The organism is Streptomyces sp. NBC_00316, from assembly GCF_036158715.1.
Classification (GTDB): domain Bacteria; phylum Actinomycetota; class Actinomycetes; order Streptomycetales; family Streptomycetaceae; genus Streptomyces.
Map to the genome: position 1 here is coordinate 575,909 of NZ_CP108023.1, position 22,544 is coordinate 598,452.

Here is a 22,544-nt window from a genome sequence, read left to right on the forward strand (position 1 = left end):
CGGGGCTTTCGCTTCGGGTGAGTGCCCTCGCTCGGGTCCCTTCCGGCAGGCGGGGCACAGCGTCGACGGAGCCCCCACGCAGCTCGTGACGACGTATCCGTGCGAGTACGGGGAGGCCTGGGACCCGCAGTCTCCCGCGACGGCGCCCGCGGGGTCCAAGCGTTTTTTTCAGCCATCGGTCGACCGCGGCACAGCAGACCGCCGGCCGGTCGTCCTACACGGGGCGGCCGAGCAGCGGGCTCGGGCGTCGGCGCGAGGCAGCCGGCGCCGACCCGCAAGGAGCGCCCGGTGCCGCCCCCGGGAAACGTGGAGGGGGGCGGCCGGTCCCGGCCGCCCCCCTCCGTACTCCATGCGTCCCTTACCGGGTCGATCAGGAGGCGGTGCAGGTGAGGGTCGGGGTGGCGGCCGTGCCGTTGGCCTGGAAGCCGAAGGTGGTCGAGCCGTTGGCCGCCAGGTTGCCGTTCTGCGCGGCGTTCCTGGCGGTGACCGCGGCGCCGCTCTGCTGCAGCGAGGTGTTCCAGGCATTGGCCACCGTCTGCCCGCCGGGCCAGGTCCAGCCCACCGTCCAGGAGGAGGTGGGCGTGCCGCCCGGGTTGGTGACGGTGACGGTGACGTTGAAACCGCCGGTCCACTGGGTGTCGATGTGCCAGCCCGCCGTGCAGCCGCTGCCCCCGCCGGCCGCTGCAGCCGTCTTCGCGGTGGTCGCCGCGGAGGCGGCCGATGTGTTGCCGGCGGCGTCCCTGGCCCTGACGGAATAGCTGTAGGTGGTGGCCGCGGTCAGTCCGGTGTCGGTGTAGCCGGTGGTGGTGGAGGATCCGACCAGGGTGCTGCCGCGGTAGACGTCGTAGGAGGTCACGCCGACGTCGTCGGTGGAGGCGCTCCAGGACAGCGACACACTGCTGGAGGTGGTTCCGGTGGCGGTGAGGTTGCCCAGCGCGGTCGGGGCCTGGGTGTCTGCGGCGGTTCCGCCGCCGCCGAAACCGGGGGACTTGATGCCGGCCAGGTAGCCGTCCTTGACGGTGTTGACCGTGGTCCAGTCGTCGTTGAGGATGCCGCCGGTGTCGCCCGAGTCGGGGTTCCACGACCAGAAGGTCCACTGGAAGCTGTCGGCGCCGTACTGCGCAGTGGGACGCAGGTACTGGACGAGCGCCTTCAGCCACGTCTGGTCCGTGGTGGACTGCAGGGTGGTTCCGAACTCGCCGACCCACACGGGGGCGATGTTCTGTTTGAACAGGTAGCCCCAGTTCTTGTCCCAGATACCGGCCATGTTGCTGGGGAAGGACGGGTCGGTGAACCATGGCTACGAGGCCACACTGGTGGCGTAGTCGTGAGCCGAGTAGACGACGCGGTCGGCCACGTCGAGCTGAACCGGGTACTGGCCGGCGCCCTGCAGGTTGCCGCCCCACCAGGACGAGTTGCCGTTGTAGGTCTGCACGCCCTCGACGAAGATCAGCAGGTCGGGGTTGGCGGCAAGGACCGCGTTGCCGCCCCGCTCGGCGGCCAGCCGCCAGTCCTTGGAGGTGTCGCCGCAGCCCCAGCAGGCGGGATCGTGCGGCTCGTTGTGCAGGTCGATGCCGACCACTGCCGCGTTGCCCGCATAACGGGTGGCGATCGCGGTCAGGTCGCTGAGCCAGGTGGACTCGGGTACGGAGCCGGTGTACCAGAGCGCGGACTGCCCGCTGGAGTCCGGGCGGTGGCGGTCGAGAATGACCTTCAGTCCGACGGATCCGGCGTAGTTGACGATCTTGTCCATCACCTGAAGCGAATTCAGGCCCTGCAGGTCCGTGTTCATGTTGTAGAAATTGATGCTGTCGGGCGTCGTGCCTTTGAAGACGTCGTCGCTGTAGGGCAGCCTGATGGTGTTGTACCCCAACGACTTCATCTGGTCGATCATGCTCTTGTAATCCCGCGACCACAGGCCGTGCGCGACGTGGTTCGCCGTCTCGAAGCCGAACCAGTTGATGCCCGCGATGCGCACGGGCCGGTTGCCTGCGTCCAGGATCTGCCGACCGCTGGTGTGCCAGTAGCCCGAGCCGGGAGTTGCGGCGGCCTGAGCGGAACCCGCGGCCATGAGCGGTGCGGTGAGCAGCGCCAGGACGGCGACGAGCACCGTGACCCCTCGCCGTATGCGGCCGTGAAGGCGGATCATCGTGTGTGCGCTCCTCTGCTGAGAGCCCGGTCTCCGACATCGTCCAGGGGTGGTCCTGCGGTCTTGTCGGCAGTACGACGGGGGCGACATGGGAGCGCTCCCAAACTTTGCGGAAGCTCACCCGAACAAAGCTGTCCAGGGAAGTGGATGGTGTCTGTCGACTGCCGGTTCGACGCCGCCCACCATGAAGCCAAGAAGCCGACACGCCGTCAATAGATTGAACCGCCTTCATCTCTTGAACGCGATACGGGTCCGCGGAATCCGATGCAGGGGTGTCCGTGGCGGTGATCGCGCACGAGCAGGTCCTGCGCGTGGGCGCCTTCGAGCAGTGCGGCCGTGCCCCCGCCGCCGTGGGTGCCTCGTCCGTGTGTCGTCGTCGCCCCGGGGAGCACCCACCGTCGGCGCCGTGAGCAGCGACGGGAGCGCAGCCGCCGCCAGGCTGTTGACCAGCCCACATCCGAAAGTTCGACGGGAGTGCTAAGGGCTGTCCCGTGATCCCTGGCGGGCACACGACGACAACTGCGGCACCTCGCTGCGTTGTCGGAACGCCTGAATACGCCCGGCATGAGGACGCTCCGCCGCCTTGCGATGCACCACATACGACGCCGCGCGCCGATCCACCGGGGATGACGGGACAGCCCTTAGCTGATCCACTTCTTCCAGGTGCCCGGGTGCGTGTCGATCCAGCGCTCGGCCGCCTTCTCGGGGGACAGCTTCTCGGAGGCGATCAGCTCGGAGACTTCGTTCTGGTCCCTCTCGGACCAGTGGAACTTCTTCAGGAACGCGGCGGCCTCACCGCCCCGGTTCGCGAAGTCCGCGTTGAGGTACTTCTGCAACGGCGTGGTCGGATAGGCACAGTCGATGGCCTTCGCGTCCTTCGCCCCGCACTCCTCGGTGTACGCCGGCAGCTTCACCTCGACCATCGGCACCTCGTTGAACAGCCATTGCGGCTTGTACCAGTAGCTGAGGAAGGGTTTCCTCTGCTTGGCGAACTGCTGCATCTGCGTGATCTGGGCGGCCTCGGAGCCCGCGAAGACGACCTTGTAGTCGAGGTCGAGATTCTTCACCAGGGCCGTGTCATTGGTGACGTAGGACGGCGAACCGTCCATCAGCTGGCCCTTGTTGCCGCTCTCGGGGGTGCGCAGTTCGTCCGCGTACTTGTCGAGGTTCTTCCAGTTCGTGACGTCGGGGTGCTGGTCCGCCCAGTACTTCGGTACGTACCACCCGATGTGTCCGGTCACGCCGAGATCCCCGCCGGGGACGATGGTCTTCTTGTCGTGGACGTACAGCTTCTCCTGGTCCGGGTGGCCCCAGTCCTCCATGATCGCGTCGACCCGGCCCTGACTGAGGGCGTCCCAGGCCGGTACCTCGTCCGTCTGGACGAGGTCGACGCGGTAGCCGAGCCGGTCCTCCAGCAGCTGCTGCGCCACGGCGACGTTGGCCTGGGCGCCGACCCAGGACTGTACGGAGAGGGTGACGGTCCTGATGCCTGCCGGGGCGGCGAAGGGGGATGCCTGCCTCGTCATGTCCGCCGCACCGCAGCCGGTGACGGCCAGCAGGGCCGCGGCCGATGCGACGGCGGCGAGCGTACGGACCCGGGTGCGGGCGGACGTGGACAGGTGGGTGCAAGCCATGTCAGCTCTCCTTCCGCCGGCGGCGGGTGGTGGTGGGCTGGGTGACCCGGTCCAGCATGAGTCCCAGGCAGACGATCGCGGCGCCCGCGACGAGTCCGGTCGCCAGGTCGCCCTGGGCGAGGCCGAACACGACGTCGTAACCGAGCGCGCCCGATCCGACGAGGCCGCCGATGATGACCACGGCGAGGACCAGGACGACGCCCTGGTTGACCGCGAGGAGCAGGGCAGGACGGGCCAGCGGGAGTTGCACCTGGCGCAGTTGCTGGCCGCCGGTGGCGCCCATCGAGCGGGCGGATTCCATGGCTCCGGCGTCGACGCCGCGCAGTCCCTGGGTGGTGATGCGGACGACGGCCGGCAGGGCGTAGACCACGGCCGCCGCCGCGGCGGGCGCGCGGCCCACTCCGAACAGCGCCACGACCGGGATCAGGTAGACGAACTGCGGCATGGTCTGGAAGACGTCCAGCACGGGGCGCAGCAGGCGTTCGAGCCGTTCGCTGCGGGCTGCGGCGATGGCGATACCGAAACCGAGCACCAGGGTGACGGCGACGGCGGCGATGACCTGGCTGAGCGTGTCCATGGACAGGTCCCACACCCCGAGGACGCCGATGGCGGCCATCGCGAGGACGGCGGTCAGTGCGGTGCGCCAGGTGCCGATGGCCCAGGCGAGGGCGGCGACGATCAGCAGCACGGACCACCAGGGCAGGCCCTGCAGCCCGCTGCGCAGCGGGTTGAGGATCCAGGTGGTGAAGCGCGCGGCCCAGTCGGCGGTGCCTCCCACGACCGGCACCCCGGTGTAGAGGTGGTCGACCATCCAGTCCTTGGCGGTGTTGACCGGCTCGGCGACGGAGAGGACTGCGTCGTCCGGCCAGACCCTGCTGCCTGCGAGCCGTCCCACGACGGCAACGAGGGTGGCAAGTCCGGCGGCCACGCCCCATCCGCGCAGGCCGCGGAGTGCGGCGGGCCCGGTGGGCGCCGTACCGATGCGGCGGCCGGCGGCCTCGGTCGTACGGTCGAGGACGACGGCCAGCAGCACGATCGGGATGCCCGCGGCGAGCGCGGCTCCGACGTCGACGGCGGACAGTGCCTGGTAGACGCGGTCACCGAGGCCGCCGGCGCCGATGACGGAGGCGATGACGGCCATCGAGAGGGCCATCATGATCGTCTGGTTGAGGCCGAGGAGCAGTTCCTTGCGGGCCAGCGGCAGCCGTGCGGTGAGCAGGCGCTGGGCACCGGTCGCGCCGAGCGAGGCGACGGCCTCCATGACGCCCTTGTCGGCTCCGCGCAGGCCGAGAGCGGTGAGCCTGGCCATCGGCGGGGCCGCGTAGACGACGGTCGCGAGAACCGCGCCGGGCACCCCGATGCCGAAGATCAGCACGACGGGCAGCAGATACGCGAAGGCGGGGAGCACCTGCATGGTGTCGAGTACGGGGCGCAGCGCCCGGTACGTGCGGTCCGAGAGCCCTGCGGCGAGGCCGAGCAGCGCACCGAGCACCACGGAGGCGAGCACGGCGACGACCATCAGGGCCAGCGTCTGCATCGTCGGCAGCCACATGCCGAGCAGTCCGCACACGGCGAACGAGAGACCGCCGAGGAGGGCGAGGCGCAGTCCTGCGGTCCGCCAGGCGACCAGCGCGGCGAGCCCGACGACGCCGGGCCAGCCGAGCGCGAGCAGCACCAGGTAGACACCGCGTACGGACAGCACGACGGCGTTGCTGATGTGGCCGAAGAAGTAGAGGAACAGCGGGTGGCTGTCGCGGTGGCCGACGATCCAGTCGTTGACGGCGCCCAGCGGTCCCGTCAGGTCGACGGTCAGCGCGTCCGGCCAGGCGGCGCCGGCCCAGGTGGCGTTGAGCAGCGGTCCGGCGACGACGGCGACGACCGCGAGCAGCAGCAGTTTGGCGAGGGCCGGGCGCCGGCGCAGCACGGCCGGTCGGACGGTGCGGCGTATGCGTCCGATGGCGAGGGGACTGGCAGCGGTCATCGGGTGGGCACCTCCTCGGCCTGCGTACCGGCCACCACGTCGAGCAGACCTGCGTGGTCGACGACGCCGAGCAGCCTGCCGCCGTCCATCACCCGGGCCGTGGCCGCACCGGTGCGGGCGACGGCCTCGATGGCCTCGGAAACGGTGGCGCCGGGGCGCAGCGCCGGGCCCTCCTCGCCCTCACCGGCCGTGGCGGGCCGCATCGCGGTCCTGACGGTGATGACCTGTTCGCGCGACACGTCCTGAACGAAGGCGCGTACGTAGTCGTCGGCGGGCGAGCCGACGATCTCCTCGGGGGTTCCGAGCTGCACGAGGCCGCCGTCCCGCATCAGGGCGATACGGGTGCCGAGGCGCAGCGCCTCGTTCAGGTCGTGCGTGATGAACACCATGGTCCGGCCCTCGTCGCGGTGCAGCCGGACGACTTCCTCCTGCATCTCCCGGCGGATCAGCGGGTCGAGTGCGCTGAACGGCTCGTCGAAGAGCAGCACTTCGGGGTCGACGGCGAGCGCGCGGGCCAGTCCGACGCGCTGTTGCTGACCACCGGAGAGCTGACCGGGACGGCGGTCCTCCAACCCGGCGAGACCGACCTTGTCGACCAACTCGGCGGCCTTGGCACGCCGTTGGGCCCTGGCCATGCCCTGGATCTCCAGACCGTGGGCGACGTTGTCGAGAACGGTGCGGTGCGGCAGCAGCCCGAAGTGCTGGAAGACCATCGCGGCACGGTGTCTGCGCAGTTCGCGCAGCCGGGCACGGTCCATGGAGAGGACGTCCTCGCCGTCGATGGTGAGGGTGCCGCTGGTGGGCTCGATCAGCCGGGTCAGGCAGCGTACGAGGGTTGACTTGCCGGAGCCCGACAGACCCATGACGACAAAGACTTCGCCCTTGCGGACGTCGAAGGAGACGTCCCGTACGGCGGCGGTGCAGCCGGTGGCCGCACGCAGTTCGGCGGGTGGCGACGCGGCGTGTTCGCTGCCGGGGATGCGGTCGGCCTTCGGGCCGAACACCTTCCACAGATTGCGCACGGTGAAGACCGGGGTCTCCGCTCCGTCCGCGGTGGGCGGCTCGTCGTCGCCGTCCTTGGACAGCAGCTCGGTGGCGTTCATCGCACCTCACCTCCCTGCGCGGGGGCGGACGCGAGCAGTTCCGCGCACTTCTCCCCCACCATCAGTACGCCGATCATCGGATTCACTGCGGGCATGGTCGGGAAGACCGAGGCATCGGCGATCCGGATGCCCTCCAGGCCGCGGATCCGCAACTGCGGGTCGACAACCGCCGTGCTGTCGTCGGCGGCGCCCATCCTGCAGGTGCCTGCGGGGTGGTACACGGTGTGCGCGACCTTCCGGGCGTACTCGCTGATCTCCTCGTCGGAGGTGATGTCCGGGCCGGGGCAGACCTCGCGCCCCAGCCAGTGCGCGAGCGGCTCCGTCCCGGCTATCTCGCGGGCGAGCTTGATGCCGTCGACGAGGGTGCGGCCGTCGTGGTCGTCCTCGTCGGTGAAGTACCGGAAGTCGAGGGCCGGCTTCACCTCCGGGTCGGAGCTGGTGAGGTAAAGCCGGCCGCGGCTGCGGGGCTTGGGAATGTTCGGAGTCATCGACACGCCGTGCTCCGGCCGCTCGTAGCCCAGTCGCTCCGGGTTGTCGGTGAAGGGGATCTGGTAGAAGTGGAACATCAGGTCGGGACCCCGGGATTCGGGGTCCCTGCGCACGAAGAGGCCCGCGTCGGAGTCCATCGCGGAGTTCTCCGGGATCGGTCCGTGGGTCTCCCACACGATGACCGACTCGGGGTGGTCCAGCAGGTTCTCACCGACGCCCGGCAGGTCGTGGACCACGGGGATGCCCAGCGCCTCCAGGTCCCGCCCGGAGCCGATGCCGGAGTGCATCAGCAGCCGGGGGCTGTCCACCGCGCCCGCGCACACGATCACTTCGCGGGCGGCGCGCAGCAGCGTCTCCTCTCCGTCCTCGGTGCGGACGTGCACGCCGGTGGCCCGGTTGCCGTCGAACTCCAGCCGGTACGCCCACGTCTCCAGCAGGATCGACAGGTTGGGGCGGTCACCGGCCTCGATGTGCGGGTGGAGATAGGCGACCGACGCGGAGGAGCGTTTGTTGTTCTCCGGGTGGTAGGCCAGGTCGAAGAAGCCGGCGCCCTCGTGGAAGGGCCGCTTGTTGAACCCTTCGACCCGGGGCACGCCCGCGGCTGCCTGCGCGGCGTCGACGAAATCGCGCGCGATGGCGTTGCGGTCCTTCTCGTCGACCGCCACGACGTTGTTGCGCAGCCGGGCGAAGTACGGCTCCATGGCGGCCGCGTCCCACCCGTCCGCACCGGCCTCGGCCCACTCGTCCCAGTCGCCGGGCAGCGGTTTGAAGCTGATCAGCGTGTTGTGCGAGGAGCAGCCGCCGAGGACCCGGGCCCGGCTGTGCCGGATGTGGGAGTTGCCGCGCGGCTGTTCGGTGGTGGGGTAGTCGTAGTCGAGGTCACCGCCGAGCAGGCCCATCCAGCGGCGCAGCGTGAGTACGTCGTCGCGGTCGATATCGGTGGGGCCGCCCTCGATCACTGTGACGGTGACGTCCGGGTTCTCGGTGAGGCGGGAGGCGATCACCGACCCTGCGGTGCCACCGCCGACGATCACGTAGTCGACGGCGTCGGGAAGCGAGGTGCTGCGGGACGGGGGCATGACGTGCGGCTCCTTCTGCAAGGTGCGTGCCGGTGGGTGGCGCGGTGAACAGACGGGCGGTCAGCCCGCGAACCAGCGCTGCGGGCGCGGGTTGAGGTTCTGGTAGATGTGCTTCGCTTCGCGGTACTCCGCGAGGCCGGCGGGCCCGAGCTCGCGGCCGGTACCGGACTTGCCGAAGCCGCCCCATTCGGCCTGCGGGAGGTAGGGGTGGTAGTCGTTGATCCATACGGTCCCGTGGCGCAGCCGGTCGGCGACCCGGCGGGCGCGGCCCGCGTCGGTGGTCCAGACGGCGCCCGCGAGACCGTATTCCGTGTCGTTGGCCAGGGTGACGGCCTGCTCCTCGGACCGGAACGTCTCGACGGTGAGGATCGGGCCGAAGGTCTCCTCGCGGACCACTTTCATCTCCCGGTGACACCGGTCCAGAACGGTCGGCGCGTAGAAGTAGCCGCCGGCGGGCCGCACGTCGCACGGCTCGGGGCGGCCACCGCCGGAGCGGACGACGGCGCCTTCCTCGCGGGCGGACGCGACGTACGCCTCGACCTTGGCGAGCTGCTGCGCCGAGACGAGCGGACCGCACTCGACTCCGTCGGCGGTGCCGCGGCCGAGCCGGATCGCGTCGGCCCGGCGGGCGAGTTCGGTGACGAAGCGTTCGCTGACGGACTCTTCGACGATGAGCCGGGAACCGGCCGAGCAGACCTGGCCGCTGTGGAAGAACGCGGCGTTGAGTGCCTGGTCGACCGCGGTGTCGAAGCCCTCGTCGGTGGCGCAGGCGTCAGCGAAGACGACGTTGGGGTTCTTCCCGCCGAGCTCCAGGGCGACCTTCTTCACGGTGCGCGCGGCGGCCTGGGCGACCTTCGTGCCGCTGGCGAGACCGCCGGTGAAGGAGACCAGGTCCACGGCCGGGTGCTCGGACATCCGGGCGCCGACCGGGTCACCGGCGCCGGTGACGAGGTTGGCCACCCCGTCCGGCAGGCCGGCCTCGGAGAGCAGCCGGATCAGGTGCACCGTCGACAGCGGGGTGACCTCGCTGGGCTTCAGCACGAAGGTGTTGCCCGCGGCGAGCGCCGGAGCGATCTTCCAGCTGGCTTGCAGGAGCGGGTAGTTCCACGGTGCGATGAGGGCGCAGACGCCCACCGGCTCGTACACGACGATGCTGTGCACCTCCGGGTCGCCCGCGTCCACGACCCGGCCGCCGCTCTCGTTCATCACCAGGTCGGCGAAGTAGCGGAAGGCGTTGGTCACGTCGTCGACGTCGACACGGCCTTCCTCGAGCGTCTTGCCGGTGTCGCGGCTCTCCGTGAGCGCGATGTCCTCGCGGTCCCGCTGGAGCAGTTCGGCGACCCGGCGCAGGAGGCCGGCCCGCTCGACGACGGGCCGGTGCGGCCAGGGGCCGTCGTCGAAGGCGCGGCGCGCCGCTTCGATCGCGGCATCGGTGTCGTCGACGCCCCCCTCGGCGACGTACGCGAGGGGCTTGGCGTCGGCGGGGTCGAGAATCTCGCGGGTTGCGCCCGAGGACGCGGTCCGCCAGATGCCGTCGATGTGAATGGTTTCCAGCGCCGACATGTCGTGTCTGCCTTCCATACCGGGGATGTGCTCGCCGGTTCGGCCGCGGCGCGGCATCCCAGCGGCAGGCCGTCTCCCCCGCCGACCGGAATGTATGCGCAAGTTCTCACTCTGCGTGAGATGAGTCACTGTGCGTGGGCTGTGCGTACGCGGCTCACACCGTCCTCGCCACCCGCGTGTGCGGGTCGCCGCCACTCTCGTCGCGTTCCTCGGCCGGCGGTCGCCGCCTTCAGCGCTTCACGACGTCGATGCGCTCGGCTTCCGAGATCCGTGGCGCGACGCCGACGCCGTCCGAGGAGCGCCAGGGAGACACCGATGCCGGCAGCAACGCGGTGGCCATGGATCCACGAAGGCCAGGAATCGAACCCCGGGAAGGCCACGAACGTCACGAACCGCTCGAAGAGCCCGGCACTCTGAGCTGTCATCAGCATCTCCGCCCTTGCATGAGCCGTAGCGGGGGCGGCAGCAGCGCATTCGAACACGTACGGCAGGATGGGCGATCGCGTCGGACCCCAGTCGTACATCCGTGTCTCCCGACGCGACCGCACACCCGAGAATCGAGCAGGTAAAACGGTGACGAAGCATCCCGTCCGGCGCCCGGAAACGGCGACGGTTCCCCCCATCAGTCGCGTTCCCCTGGCAGTGGCGGCAGAGCGGTGAACCGGGCCCTCACTCTGCACGACCTGATCGTCGCCGGCATTGCGCTGGCTGCCGGGATCGCGGCGGGCCTCCTGCTGCGCGTGACTCTGCGATGGCTGGGAGAACGAGCCAGCAGGACGCGATGGAGCGGTGACGACGTCATCGTCGACGCCTTGCGGACCCTGGTCCCCTGGGCGGCGATAGCCGCCGGCGCGGCGGCGGCAGCCACGGCGCTTCCGCTGACCACCAGGGCCGGGCACCACGTCAACATGACGCTGACCGCTCTGCTCATCCTGGCCGCGACGCTCACCGCGGCCCGCGTGATCACCGGTCTGGTGCGGTCCGTTGCGCAGTCCCGGTCGGGGGTGGCCGGATCGGCCACGATCTTCGTCAACATCACGCGCGTCGTGGTGCTGGCGATGGGGTTCCTCGTCATGCTCCAGACGCTGGGCATCTCCATCGCGCCTCTGCTCACCGCGCTGGGAGTGGGCGGTCTGGCGGTCGCTCTGGCGTTGCAGGACACGCTGGCCAATCTGTTCGCCGGCGTGCACATCCTCGCTTCGAAGACGGTGCAGCCGGGCGACTACATCCGGCTCAGCAGCGGCGAGGAGGGCTATGTCGTCGACATCAACTGGCGCAACACCGTGGTGCGTCAGTTGTCGAACAACCTCGTGATCATCCCGAACGCCCGGCTCGCCGGCACGAACATGACCAACTTCAGCCGGCCGGAACAGCAACTGTCGATCATGGTCCAGGTGGGTGTCGGCTACGACAGCGACCTGGAACACGTCGAGCGCGTGACGACCGAAGTCGTCGCGCAGGTGATGAAGGACATCACGGGCGCCGTCCCCGACCACGAACCTGCCGTCCGGTTCCACACGTTCGGGGAATCCAGGATCGACTTCACGGCCATTCTAGGGGTCGGCGAGTTCAGCGATCAGTACCGGATCAAGCACGAGTTCATCAAGCGTCTGCACGAGCGGTTCCGGGCCGAGGGCATCACGGTCCCCGCTCCGACACGCACCGTGACCTTGCAGCCGGGAACAAGGCCGGTCGCGATCCCCCACCAGCGCGCGACGACGGAGTCGATGTCGTGAGCGTGGCCGGATCGCAGGCACCCGGCTGATGACGCCTGTCCGGTCACACCCCGCCCACGTCACCGTGAAGAGACGCTCCCGTGGGCGAGGTGATGACCGGCAAGGTCGTCCGAGTGCGACGGCACACGCCGTTCGGTGCCGGAACCGTCACCCCTCCGATGCATCCGCCGGGCAGACGCGTGAGCCCTGGTCGTCACCTGTCGGCCGGGGCACGGTACAGCGGACCGGGTGCGAGGGAAGGCGGGATACCCACTGGTGATCCCCATGTCTGTCCCCGATCGGTGACGGCAGAGCAAGGCTCCGCACACGAGCGGTGGCCGACGGCCGCGCGCACGGTGGTCGCTGTTGTCCGTGGGACGCGGTCCGAGACCGCGATACGTGCGAACGGCGAGGTCGCGGGGCGTAGGTCGATGCAGGCAACCGCCCCGCGCCGGGGGCGGATTGCGACGAAGTCCTGGGTCCCGGCCTGCTCCCGCACCCCGAGACACAGCGTGTCGGGAATCCAGACTCCTCGGCCCGGTGTCCCGCGCAGCACACGCCACCACGAGGGCTCAACCGTCACCTTCTCCACCGCAGCCAGTGGCACGCGGACGTTCCCGCGCCGGGCTGCGACCTTCTCCCACCAGCTCAGTCTGACGATCAGCTCTTCTCCCTGGACTGCAACCCGGGCCATGGCCGATGCACCTCGCTCACGCTGTGTTCAGGTCCTCGTGCCGACCGGCTTCCTCTCCCTGCCTGGCGAGCCCATGTCGAATGCGGGCGCGCGCCGGGAGGTCGTCGTCGGCGCAGGGTCGAAAGCGGGCCCAGGTACACGCCGGGTGTTCTCTCGCCTGTTCGGTGATCACCGCGTTCGCTTCCGTCCCGCACGATCCGAACCCCAGGGTCTCTGCAGGTCCGTGGACCCGGTCCGGCAAGCCCCGAGGTGTACGCGACCGCCCTTGGACGTCGCCTCGCGGTCACGCTCCTTCTGGCCCCTGAGGGCCGAGGCGCAGCCTGCGTATCGGCCGTACCTCTCCCCTACGTGATAACTCGACCTGCCGCTCCTGACAAGAAATGACCGGCGTCGCACCACACGGTCACCGGGACTGTGATCCTCGCGGACAGGCAGCCTGTGCACGTCAGGTGTCCTGGCGCCGGGTGGTGGTGTCCTGACGGAGTCGTACGGTGTGGCGGGTGAGGCGGTCGATCCGTTCGGCGAGGTCGCGGTGGCCTGCCTCGAAATGAAAGCGGATCGCCGCCAGCGGCGGGACGAGACGGGCCGCATCGTCGTCCGCCAGGGCCTGGCGGAGCTCTCCGAGGGTGGCGCGGGCGGCGGCGGGAAGGTCGGCCAGGGCGGTGATCTGCCCGGCGAGGGTGCGCAGGTCGGCCGCGTTGGCACGGGCCCAGGCGGAGATGGTCCGGTCGGCCGCACGGCGGTCCCGGGTGGCTTTGACCCGCTGCTCGCCGGTGGTGCCATCGGCTCCGGGGCGCAGACGCAGGTAGCGGCGTTCGGCGGCCTGGCGGCTGGCGACACCGAGGGGGCCCGCAAGGTCGGCCCAGCTGGCCCCTGCCTCCCGGGCCGTTTCGATCAGGCTCGTTTCCCAGCCCGCGAGCTGCTCGCGCACCTCACGCAGCAGCAGGAGCGAGGCCAGCACCTGCTCACGTTCTGCGCGTGAGGAGGACGCTGCCTCGCCGGCGGTACGTGCGGCGCGTACAGCTGCATCGATGGCTTCCAACGCCTCTGCGGCGGCGAGGAAGGAGACCGCACCCGGATCCAGGCCGCGGGGCGGGTCGGGCTGGGCTGCTGCGAGCATGGCGACCCCTCTGATGCGTCATCCCTGCGGCGACATTCTGCTTGTCATCGAATGGATGACATGTTGCAATAGTGACAGGTGAAATGTATGGGCGGGTATTACAGCCCGACCCACCGAAGGTGTTTCGACATGCTGATGCGCACGACCCCTTCCCACGTGCAAAGAGATCAGCGGCTGAGCCGCATCCCGCCCGCACCGGCAGCGGAGGACGGGGTGAATCCCCTTTCCCCTCGGCCCCGTCCCCGGCGTTTCGACTGAAGGGGCAGCGACGGTGACCCTGCTCAGGGAAGCATTCCTCGACCGCGTCCGGGAACGCGGTGAGTACGACACACAACAGGAAGCGGAACGGGCAGCCCGCGTCGTGCTTGCCCTCCTGGGCGCGCATCTGGTGGGCGAGGAGCGGGCCGAGCTCGCCGCCCGCCTCCCGGAGACGTACGCTCTTGTCCTCCTCAGTCCGCTGCAGGCCGCCGAACCTCTCTCCGCCGAACGGTTCGTACGCGCCACGGCGGCCTGGATCGAGGGAGCCACGGACGAGACCGCGAAGTGGGATGTCGGCGCCGTGTTCAGCTCGGTTGCCGACGCCGCCGGCGAGAGCCTCACCCGCCGTGTTCTGCTCCAGCTGCCGGTTGGCTACGACCTCCTCTTCGGCCACCCCGAACCGACCGTCTGAGTGTCGATGCGACAGCGGCCGGGCACGCACGTCCGGACGCCGGACCGCCCCGGCCCTGAGGGCACGCCGACGAGTTCGCGCCGGCGCCAAATCGTGGACCCGGTTTCCGGTCGTGGGCGCTGGTGACGGACCATGTAAGGGGGCGGCCGCCGGTCGACGGCCGTGCGGTCGTGTTCCGTCGGCGGGTGATCGCGATGAAGGGTTCGATCCGGATCGGGAGTGTGCGGGGGCTGGAGTTGCGTGCGCACTGGAGTGTGCCGCTGATCATGCTGTTCTTCGCGTACGGGCTGGGCAGCCGCACACTGCCTGCGTACGCGCCGGGCCTGGCACCTGTGGTGTACGCCGTGGCGGGCGTCATCGGTGGTCTGCTGCTGCTGATGAGCCTGGTGGTGCATGAGGCGGCGCATGCACTCACGGCCCGCAGGTCCGGGATCCCCGTGCGGGACATGACGTTGTGGGCGCTGGGTGGAATGACCCGGATGGATCGGCCGGCGACGGCCCGGGCCGCGTTTGCGGTCGCCGTGAGCGGCCCGCTGGCCAGCCTGGGGATCGGCGCGATCGCGCTGGGGGCCGCGGCCGGGGTGGGGGCAGGAGGCTGGCGGATACCGGCGGCCGTGCTGGGGTGGCTGGGCGTCACGAACCTGCTGCTGGGCGTCTTCAACCTGCTGCCGGCCGCGCCCCTGGACGGGGGCCGCGTACTGCAGGCCGCGGTGTGGTGGCGGACGGGAGACGAGGACCGGGCCCAGCGGGCGGCCGGGCGCAGCGGACAGGTCCTCGGCATGGGGCTGGCCCTGGTCGGGTGGCTGGCATTCGTGAGGGGGGTGCCGGGCGGGCTGTGGCTGATGGTCATCGGCTGGTTCGTGGCAGTCACCGCCACGGCCGAACGGCGATGGACCAAGCTCCGCACAGCCTTGCGCGGCGTATGCGTGAGGGACGCGATGACCAGTCCGGCCGCGACTGGTCCGGACTGGCTGACCGTGGGCCGATTCCTGTCCGACGTAGCCGCACAGGCGGGTCACTCGGTACTGCCGCTGGTCGACTTCGACGGCCGTCCCAGTGGCGTCGTACGACTGCGCCGGCTCGGTGGCGTGCCGTCCCAGCAGCGGGAGACGCTGCGCATACGTGAGGTGGCGACCCCCCTGTCGCAGTGCACGCTCGCGACGCCGGACGAGCTGCTCACCGACGTCCTGGACCGCCTTGCCTCGGGGGGCGGTCTGCCCATCCTGGTCACGGAGGGCGGCCGTCTCGACGGGATCATCACCCCGCACGACATCGACCGAGTCGCCCAGGGGCACACGGCAGGTCCGGACGGTGATGGTGCGGCTCCCACCCGAGGGCGGATCGGTCATGCTCCCTGATGCATCAGAGCCTTCCGGTCCAGGGTCGCGAGGACCGTGTTGGCCGCGACCACGACGGCGAAGGCGGTGGCCCACCCGTGCCGGCCGAGGGTGTAGAGGGCAACTGCCGCAGCGCCGAACACCAATGCCTTCACACACAGAAGGCCCGCCGGCGGTACCGGTATCCGGGCCTTCGGGGCAGCGAACAGCCCCCACAGGACAGCCGCTGCCGCGGGAGCGGCAACAGCAAGGAGGAGCCGCAGAGCCGTGTTCTCCACGCTCTGCCACCCCCACCAGGCAATGACGGCGAGGGCCACACATTCCAGGAGGAACGCCAGTGCCTCATTGATCAGGTGCGCGGGGGCGGGGAGCGTCATCAGGTGTCATCCTTCGTCAGGAGCGCGGTCCCTCATGGAATCAGATGTGCCGCATCGGCCAGGGGACGTACGGCAGTTGAGCCTGCCGGATCGCTGTCCGAGCGCGCCATGGGCAAGGTCGACACCGGCCGGCTGCGCGGCATGCCGGATCGCCACCTGCCCCGCCACGGCGGCCGTCCGCCCCGGCACTGAGGTTCGGTAGGATCCGCGGGTCGTCGAACTGGGGGAATCATGACCGAGGGCCGTAACGCCGAGGGCGCCAACAACATCGCGGAAGCCCCCGAGGCCGTCGTGGAAGAGCAGACCGCGGTCCAGTTGGTGTACCGGCCCCAGTCTGCCGACGCACTGGCAGGCCTGCAGGTCCGAGGGCGGATCAAGCGGACCGGGCTGCTGCGGGGCGTCTTCCTCGCCCTGTGGGCCGGACAGTGGCTGTTCTCCACCGTGGGCCGCGGGAGTATCGACGTGGTGTCGACCGTTCTGTTCCTGTTCGTCGCCCTGGTGATGTGGGGGTACCCGCGACTACAGGCCTCCCAGGTGCAGCGGATCATCGGATGGCAGGGCGAGTACCGCGCCACCGTGTCTCCGGCCGGGATCACCTGCCACACCGACCACAGCACGCTGGTCCAGAAGTGGTCCGTCTTCCAGGGCTACCGGGAGACGGCGGGCCACTTCGTCCTGCTCAGCCGGGACCCCAACATCATGTGCCTCGACGTCCTGCCCAAGCGCGGCGTGCGTGAGGCCGGGGACCTCGACCGGCTACGGGCCGTCCTGGACCAGCACACCAGTCGCGTGTGACGCGCGTGAAAGCCACCCGGCGCGCGATGGTCGATCCGAGGCGTCCGCCGCCGCATGGCTGTCCACCGCGCCGGGAGGTGTGCGCCCGGCTCCCTGCCGGAAGGGTTGCTGAGGCGTAATTCGCGGTGTGGGTGCGGCCGTTCGCGGGCTGACGGTCAGACCGGTCTCGGCGAGGCAGCCGCCCCTGAGGCGGTCCTGGCCTGCGGCGGCGTCATGAGAAAGCCGGCCTTGTCCTCGAAGACCGCCAGGCTCCACAGGCCGCCGCTGCCCGTCCGCGCAGGGCCACACCTCCTTGAACCACCCGGCGACGGCCTCGTCGTCCCGCTCCACCGCGCGCCGGGCCGGCGCCTGGCAGGACCAGCCCTTGCGTATGAGTGTTCGGCGCCCTGACCGGAAAGGTCTGCCGGGTCTGGACAGGCGAAATTCTGCACGAACGCCTCTGCCGGCGGATAGCGTCATGCTCACGACAAAAGGGGATGCGTGATCACGGCAGAGCCTGCGGTCCCGCCTCGCGTGGTGGCGGCGGAGCGCGCTGCCTCCGAAGTGGGTTTCCAGCAGAGTTGCATCCCTGAGGTGGGCAGGTTGCTCAGGCCGGCCGCTGCTGCGAAGCCCCAAGGAGTCATCGCGGAGAGCGGCGCCGGCTCGGGCGTGGGCACTGCCTGGCTGCACAGTGGTCTCGGCGTGTTGGCGGTGCCTTTGCGGCGGCGGTTGACGCCCCACAACCGGTCGTCGCCGACGGAGCAGCAGCCGTGGGAAGCGGGTCACGCCGCGCGTGCGGCGGCAAGGGGTGACGGAGCGCCGCTACCGAGGCCGGGCGAGGAGGATGGCGACGTCGTCCTGCGACGGTGTGGGGAGCAGGTGGGCCAGGAGGTGATCACGGGTCTCCCCCAGCGCCCGGCACGGCTGACGCAGTGCGTGCGCCAGCCGGCGCAAGCCATGGTCCAGGTCGTTGTCGTGGCTTTCGATGAGCCCGTCGGTGTAGAGGACGAGCAGGCTGCCCGGTGGCAGGCGAACGTGCTCGGTCTCGAAGCAATCGTCCAGACAGGTGCCGAGGGGCGTGCCACAGGTTCCGTCGAGGATGCGGACGACACCGTGGATGTCCGCGAGGAGCGGCGGGGGGTGGCCCGCTCTGGCGATCAGGCAGCTGGCGGTGGCCGGGTCGTGGACGGCGTAGGCGCACGTGGCCAGTTCACTGTCGCCGAGCTCGGCCACCACGGCGTCCAGGTGCTGCAGCAGGCGGCCCGGCGGGACGTTCTGCGAGGCCAGGGCGCGGACGGTGGTGCGGAGTTGGCCCATGACCGCTGCGGCTCGGATGCCGTGGCCCATGACATCCCCGATGATCAGGCCGGTCCTGCCGTCGGGGAGAGGGAACGCGTCGAACCAGTCGCCGCCGACTTCGTTCTCGCTGCTGGCCGGGAGGTAGCCGCTGGCGAGCTCGAGCCCGGGCACGGCGGGAAGCGGTTTGATGAGGCTTTGCTGCAGGGTGAGGGCGGCCTGGCGGTGGCCGGCGTAGAGACGTGCGTTGTCGATGTTCAGCGCGGCCCGGGCCACCAGTTCGTCGATGAGGACGGTGTCCTGTTCGTCGAACGGTTCGCTGCGGGTGCGGGTGGCGATCACCAGACCCAGTACCTTGCCGCGCGCGTTGAGCGGGATGACGCGCGCCGAGCCCGGCGGACCGGCAGCGAACGGGCCGGGCACCGAATCGGCGGGAACAGCCTCGAGTCCGGGCAGGGGCAGCGGCGTCGTGCGGGGTCGTCCCTCGGCGAGGCACGTCGCGTACACCGACCCGGGCGGCACGCGGTAGGTCGCCTCGGAGGCGGGCTCGTCGGCGGGCCGCACCCGTCCGGCTTCAGTCGTGGCCAGGGAGTGCAGCAGTTCACGGGCGGACACACCGACGTCGTCGGGGGCCAGTATCCCTTCCAGCAGGAGCACCTCGGCGGTGTCGGCGAGCTGGGGCACGAGCATCCGGGCCAGCTCCCTGGCTGCCTGCCGCAGATCCAGGGTGGTGCCGATGCGCTCTCCGGCTTCGGCCAGCAGCGCGAACCTCTGGCGGGCCCGCTCGGCCCGCAGGTGGTCGGCCTCTCCCTGGCTGATGTCGATGACCGAGGCGATCACGCCCAGCCGGCCGCCGTCGCTGTCGGTGAGCGGAGCGTAGGAGGACGACCAGATCCGGTCCGCGTCGGACGTCGACGCGGTACGGACGTCCACCACGGCACGGCCCGTCCTCAGTACCTGTCTCATGGAGGCTTCCGCCGCCGTCGGGTCGATTCCGGCCACCACGTCGGCGATGCGCCTGCCCACATGCTCGGCCGCGGGCACGCCGTTCATAACGGCGAGCGCCTCGTTGACCCGCACGAACCGCAACGCGCAGTCCAGAAGCGCCAGGCCGATCGGCGACTGGCCGAACAGTCCCTCCAGGGCGGCGAGTGAGTCCCGCATCCGCTGCACGGCGGAGGTCTCCGCGGCCACCACCAATGTGCCGGGCAACCCTCCGGGGTCGGTGATCGGGGAGATCCACATCTCCATCTCGATCAGACGCCCGTCCCGGTGCCGCACCGGAAACGCCCCCACCTCGGTCTCCCCTTCGTGGGACCGGGCGATCAGCTCCCATGCCCGTTCCTGATTGGATTCCGGAACCAGCAGAGGCACCCCTTTGCGGCCCAGCAGCTCCTCCGACTCCCAGCCCAGGAGCTCCTCCGCGGCCAGCCCCCACTGCGACACACGCCCGTCGTGGTCACTCGCCCAGACCAGCATGGGGAGCAGGTCCCGGAACACCGCCGGGTGGCCGGCTACCGGCTGCCCCCGCGCAGAGGCGCCGCCGTCCGAACCCGACTGTTGCCCATCCATGGCGCGAACCATGCGAAGCCCTCACCGGCCCCTGGGAAAGGACGCGACAGGCGCCTGTCCCCGGCGCCCTGTCCTCCGGAATGTCCTTGTCACCATGGCAGCCGCCGATCAGCAGCGATCGCTCTCTGTGAGATTCAAACCATGGTATATCACCGCATATATATCGGCCGGGTGCCTGCCCTGTGCCCCGACCGGGCCCCGTGCGACAGGCGGCGCAGGAGCCCCGCCCGAAGCCGGTGTGGGCCGCCGCCGGACGTTCGGTGGCCGGTGGCCGTGAGGCCCGGTGGCGCGGGTACGCCCGACCGGCGCCGCGGGAGGGCAGCCGTGGGGGACGCACGGGAGCAGCTTTTCCCCGCTGGTCCGACCACCAGACGTCCCGCACCAGGTCACTCCAGCAGCCCAACCGGACTGGTCGGTGCCCCACGGTGCCAACAGGCTGACCCAGGGGACCTACGATCACGTTGGGATTCCGCAGACATGACATCCTCGCAACGACGGCCGATAGCCCGCAGGACCCGCTACGGCACCGTGGTCGCGCTCCTGGCGACCGCCGGCGCGGCACTCAGCGGCTGCGCCGGGTCCGGTGACCGCGCAGCCGGCGAAGGCCAGTCGATCGCCGCTGCAGCCGCACCGATGCCGGCCGCGTACACACCCTGCGGCAATCCGCCGGTGAAGCTGGAGAAGTCCGACCAGGACTTCCTCGACAAGCTCGCGGCCGCCGGCGGCACCCCGCTGTACGAGCAGTCGTACGAGGCTGCCCGGGACGTGCTGAACAAGCTGCAGGCGGATCCCGTGGGCATGCTGCCCGCGCAGATCAGCGAGCGGACCGTGCCCGGTGGCCCGACCGGTCCGGTATCCGTCCACGTGGTCCGCCCCGACGGCGTCAAGGGCGACCTGCCCGCCGTCGTGTACATCCACGGCGGCGGCTGGGTGCTGGGCAACTTCAAGACGCACGAACGCCTCGTCCGGCAGATCGCCGACGGTGCCCACGCCACTGTCGTCTTCGTCGACTACACCCCATCCCCCGAGGCTCAGTTCCCCGTCCCGATCGAGCAGGCCTACACCGTCGCCGCATGGGTGGCCGAGCATGGCCGTGAGATCGGCGTCGACCCCAGCCGTCTGGCAGTCGCCGGCGACTCGGTGGGCGGAGACATGACCGCGGCCGTCACCATGATGGCCAAGCAGCGCGGCGGCCCCCACTTCAGGCAGCAGGTCATGCTCTACCCCGTCACCGACGCCGACTTCGACACCGCCTCCTACAACCGCTTCGCCGAGAACTGCTGGCTCACCCGGCCGGCGATGAAGTGGTTCTGGGACGCCTATGCGCCCCGCGCGGCCGACCGCGCCAACCCGCTGGCCGCCCCGCTGAACGCCACCGCCGACCAGCTGCGCGGACTGCCGCCCGCCCTGATGATCACCGACTCCGATGTGCTGCTGGACGCGGCCAACGCCTACGCCGCCAAGCTCCGCTCGGCAGGCGTCCCGGTCACCGCGACGCACTACAGCGGCGTCACCCACGACTTCATGATGCTCAACGCGCTGGCCGGCACCCAGGCCGCCGAGCAGGCCGTCGCCGAGACGACCGCGGCTCTGCGTGAGGCACTGTACGCACCGACCGACCCAGGACCCGGCAAATAGGCCCACGACCGTCCTGAGACCCGCTGCCCGGTGCGGCAGGTCTCACCGGACGGAGGCGGTGGGCGGGCGCTCGCGCAGCGCGCCGTAGGCGATGAAGTACGCCGGCACCCGCTTGAGCCACCGCGAGGTGGTGAACAGTTCGGTGATCCGCCGTGACCGCTCAGGGTTGCCGAAGGGCGGGCGTCCCGCCAGTACCGGTGCGATGACCCGCGCGTGAGCCAATCGCTGCAGCGCCTGTGTGGCGGCCGTCGTCGGCCAGCGGCGGCGCTGTACGGCGCGTACGTCCCGCAGCCCGACCGCGCCTCTGCGCAGCGGCTCGACGAGGTACCGGGCGGTGGCGACGGCGTCTTCGACAGCGAGGTTGATGCCGATACCGAAGACCGGTGACATCGCGTGCGCCGCGTCACCGATGCACAGCAGTCCCGGGCGGTGCCAGCGCCGGAGACGGTCGAGCCGTACGTCGAGCATCTTCACCTCGTCCCACGACCGCAGCGCGTGCACCCGGTCCGCGAGCCAGGGGACGGCGGCCGAGAATTCGGCCATGAACCGCTCGAGACCGGCGGCGCGGCGCTCGGCGTCGGTCCCCTTGGGGATCAGCGCCGCGCACTGCCAGTAGTCCCCGCGGTCGATCATCGCGGTGAGGAACCGGTCGCCGACGCCCCCCACGAGCCCGTGCGGATCGCCGTCGCGCCGCGGCAGCCGGAACCACCAGGCGTCCATCGGGCAGTCGAATCCGCGCAGTGCCAGTTCGGGCCGCGACCTGGCCAGCGAACCCCGGCCGTCGCAGGCCACCGTGAGGGTGGCCCGCAGTTCACCGGTGCTGCCCTCGGGGGTGCGGTACCGCACCCCCGTGACCCGTCCGCGCTCCACCAGAAAGGACGTCACCTCGGTATTCATCCGTACAGAGAAGGACGGCTCCCGCCGCGCCTCGTCCGCGAGGAGGTCGAGCAGGTCCCACTGCGGCACCATCGCCACGTAGTTGTACGGGCCCCGCAGTGCACCGATGTCTCCGACGGTGACCAGCGAACGGCCGGGGCCGAGCGGCAACTGGACCGTGGTCACCCGCCGCTGCGGCAGCCGGGCGAACCGCTCGGCCAGGCCGAGGTCGTCCAGCAGCGCCAAGGTGGACGGATGCACCGTGTCGCCGCGGAAGTCGCGCAGGAAGTCGCCGTGCTTCTCCAGGACCGTGACCGCCACGCCGGCCCGTGCCAGCAGCAGGGCGAGGACCATTCCGGCGGGGCCGCCGCCGACCACACAGCACGTGGTCCGTTCCCTCGCAGCCCCTGCCGTCGGTGAAATCCCGGGATCAGTCACACATCGACATATAACATCAAACCTCCGTAAATCCGCCAT

The 22,544-nt window shown here is 70.4% G+C and carries 15 protein-coding genes and 2 pseudogenes; 6 read left to right on the forward strand and 11 right to left on the reverse strand.

What is annotated here, in order from left to right:
• Nucleotides 1-370 precede the first annotated feature (370 nt).
• From OG878_RS02635 to OG878_RS02660, 6 genes and pseudogenes are all read right to left on the reverse strand, one after another.
• Nucleotides 371-2,149 (reverse strand): annotated as a pseudogene (locus tag OG878_RS02635) (cellulase family glycosylhydrolase).
• A 641-nt stretch (nucleotides 2,150-2,790) separates the two neighbouring features.
• On the reverse strand, nucleotides 2,791-3,783 hold the full coding sequence (locus OG878_RS02640; protein WP_328885219.1) for an ABC transporter substrate-binding protein: 993 nt from the start codon (nucleotides 3,781-3,783) through the stop codon (nucleotides 2,791-2,793).
• A 1-nt stretch (nucleotide 3,784) separates the two neighbouring features.
• Entirely contained in the window at nucleotides 3,785-5,764 is a 1,980-nt protein-coding gene (locus OG878_RS02645; protein WP_328885220.1) for an ABC transporter permease, read from the reverse strand.
• Nucleotides 5,761-6,867 (reverse strand): quaternary amine ABC transporter ATP-binding protein, encoded by a 1,107-nt coding sequence (locus OG878_RS02650; protein ID WP_328885221.1) that lies wholly within the window; start codon nucleotides 6,865-6,867, stop codon nucleotides 5,761-5,763. The genes OG878_RS02645 and OG878_RS02650 overlap by 4 nt, the downstream gene beginning before the upstream one ends.
• Complete coding sequence (locus OG878_RS02655; RefSeq protein WP_328885222.1) at nucleotides 6,864-8,435, reverse strand: GMC family oxidoreductase; 1,572 nt, start codon at nucleotides 8,433-8,435, stop codon at nucleotides 6,864-6,866. Before OG878_RS02655 ends, OG878_RS02650 begins: the two co-directional genes overlap by 4 nt.
• A 60-nt stretch (nucleotides 8,436-8,495) precedes the next feature.
• Nucleotides 8,496-9,998, reverse strand: coding sequence for an aldehyde dehydrogenase family protein (locus tag OG878_RS02660; protein WP_328885223.1), 1,503 nt, complete (start codon nucleotides 9,996-9,998; stop codon nucleotides 8,496-8,498).
• A 656-nt stretch (nucleotides 9,999-10,654) separates the two neighbouring features.
• Here OG878_RS02660 and OG878_RS02665 point away from each other — a divergent pair.
• Nucleotides 10,655-11,734 carry a mechanosensitive ion channel family protein gene (locus OG878_RS02665; RefSeq protein ID WP_328885224.1) on the forward strand — a complete coding sequence of 360 codons (1,080 nt, stop codon included), beginning with the start codon at nucleotides 10,655-10,657 and terminating at the stop codon, nucleotides 11,732-11,734.
• 1,118 nt (nucleotides 11,735-12,852) lie between these two features.
• Here OG878_RS02665 and OG878_RS02670 read toward each other — a convergent pair.
• On the reverse strand, nucleotides 12,853-13,527 hold the full coding sequence (locus OG878_RS02670; protein ID WP_328885225.1) for an HSP18 transcriptional regulator: 675 nt from the start codon (nucleotides 13,525-13,527) through the stop codon (nucleotides 12,853-12,855).
• A 271-nt stretch (nucleotides 13,528-13,798) separates the two neighbouring features.
• Here OG878_RS02670 and OG878_RS02675 point away from each other — a divergent pair, with 271 nt between their 5' ends.
• Complete coding sequence (locus OG878_RS02675; RefSeq protein ID WP_328885226.1) at nucleotides 13,799-14,197, forward strand: DUF2267 domain-containing protein; 399 nt, start codon at nucleotides 13,799-13,801, stop codon at nucleotides 14,195-14,197.
• A 194-nt stretch (nucleotides 14,198-14,391) separates the two neighbouring features.
• Nucleotides 14,392-15,555: a site-2 protease family protein gene (locus OG878_RS02680; protein ID WP_328891109.1), complete on the forward strand. Its 1,164-nt coding sequence runs from the start codon at nucleotides 14,392-14,394 to the stop codon at nucleotides 15,553-15,555.
• Here the strand turns inward: OG878_RS02680 and OG878_RS02685 are convergent.
• Nucleotides 15,543-15,911: a YrdB family protein gene (locus OG878_RS02685; RefSeq protein ID WP_328885227.1), complete on the reverse strand. Its 369-nt coding sequence runs from the start codon at nucleotides 15,909-15,911 to the stop codon at nucleotides 15,543-15,545. The two genes, OG878_RS02680 and OG878_RS02685, sit on opposite strands and share 13 nt — an antisense overlap.
• 231 nt (nucleotides 15,912-16,142) lie before the next feature.
• Between OG878_RS02685 and OG878_RS02690 the strand changes: the two genes are divergently transcribed.
• The gene (locus OG878_RS02690) at nucleotides 16,143-16,706 is read left to right on the forward strand and encodes a YcxB family protein (RefSeq protein ID WP_328885228.1); all 564 of its coding nucleotides are present in this window, start codon (nucleotides 16,143-16,145) and stop codon (nucleotides 16,704-16,706) included.
• On the opposite strand, the gene OG878_RS42165 is transcribed toward OG878_RS02690, so the two are convergent.
• The gene (locus OG878_RS42165; RefSeq protein ID WP_443049049.1) at nucleotides 16,668-17,165 is read right to left on the reverse strand and encodes a winged helix-turn-helix domain-containing protein; all 498 of its coding nucleotides are present in this window, start codon (nucleotides 17,163-17,165) and stop codon (nucleotides 16,668-16,670) included. The genes OG878_RS02690 and OG878_RS42165 overlap by 39 nt on opposite strands.
• A 21-nt stretch (nucleotides 17,166-17,186) precedes the next feature.
• Here OG878_RS42165 and OG878_RS02700 point away from each other — a divergent pair.
• Nucleotides 17,187-17,387: pseudogene (locus OG878_RS02700) on the forward strand (transferase); the annotation flags it as partial.
• A 120-nt stretch (nucleotides 17,388-17,507) separates the two neighbouring features.
• On the opposite strand, the gene OG878_RS02705 reads toward OG878_RS02700, so the two are convergent.
• Nucleotides 17,508-19,553 carry a SpoIIE family protein phosphatase gene (locus OG878_RS02705; protein ID WP_328885229.1) on the reverse strand — a complete coding sequence of 682 codons (2,046 nt, stop codon included), beginning with the start codon at nucleotides 19,551-19,553 and terminating at the stop codon, nucleotides 17,508-17,510.
• A gap of 477 nt (nucleotides 19,554-20,030) precedes the next feature.
• On the opposite strand from OG878_RS02705, the gene OG878_RS02710 reads away from it, so the two are divergent.
• Nucleotides 20,031-21,191, forward strand: coding sequence for an alpha/beta hydrolase (locus OG878_RS02710; protein WP_328885230.1), 1,161 nt, complete (start codon nucleotides 20,031-20,033; stop codon nucleotides 21,189-21,191).
• 42 nt (nucleotides 21,192-21,233) lie between these two features.
• Here OG878_RS02710 and OG878_RS02715 read toward each other — a convergent pair whose 3' ends face one another.
• Nucleotides 21,234-22,490, reverse strand: coding sequence for an FAD-dependent oxidoreductase (locus OG878_RS02715; RefSeq protein ID WP_443049229.1), 1,257 nt, complete (start codon nucleotides 22,488-22,490; stop codon nucleotides 21,234-21,236).
• Nucleotides 22,491-22,544 lie beyond the last annotated feature (54 nt).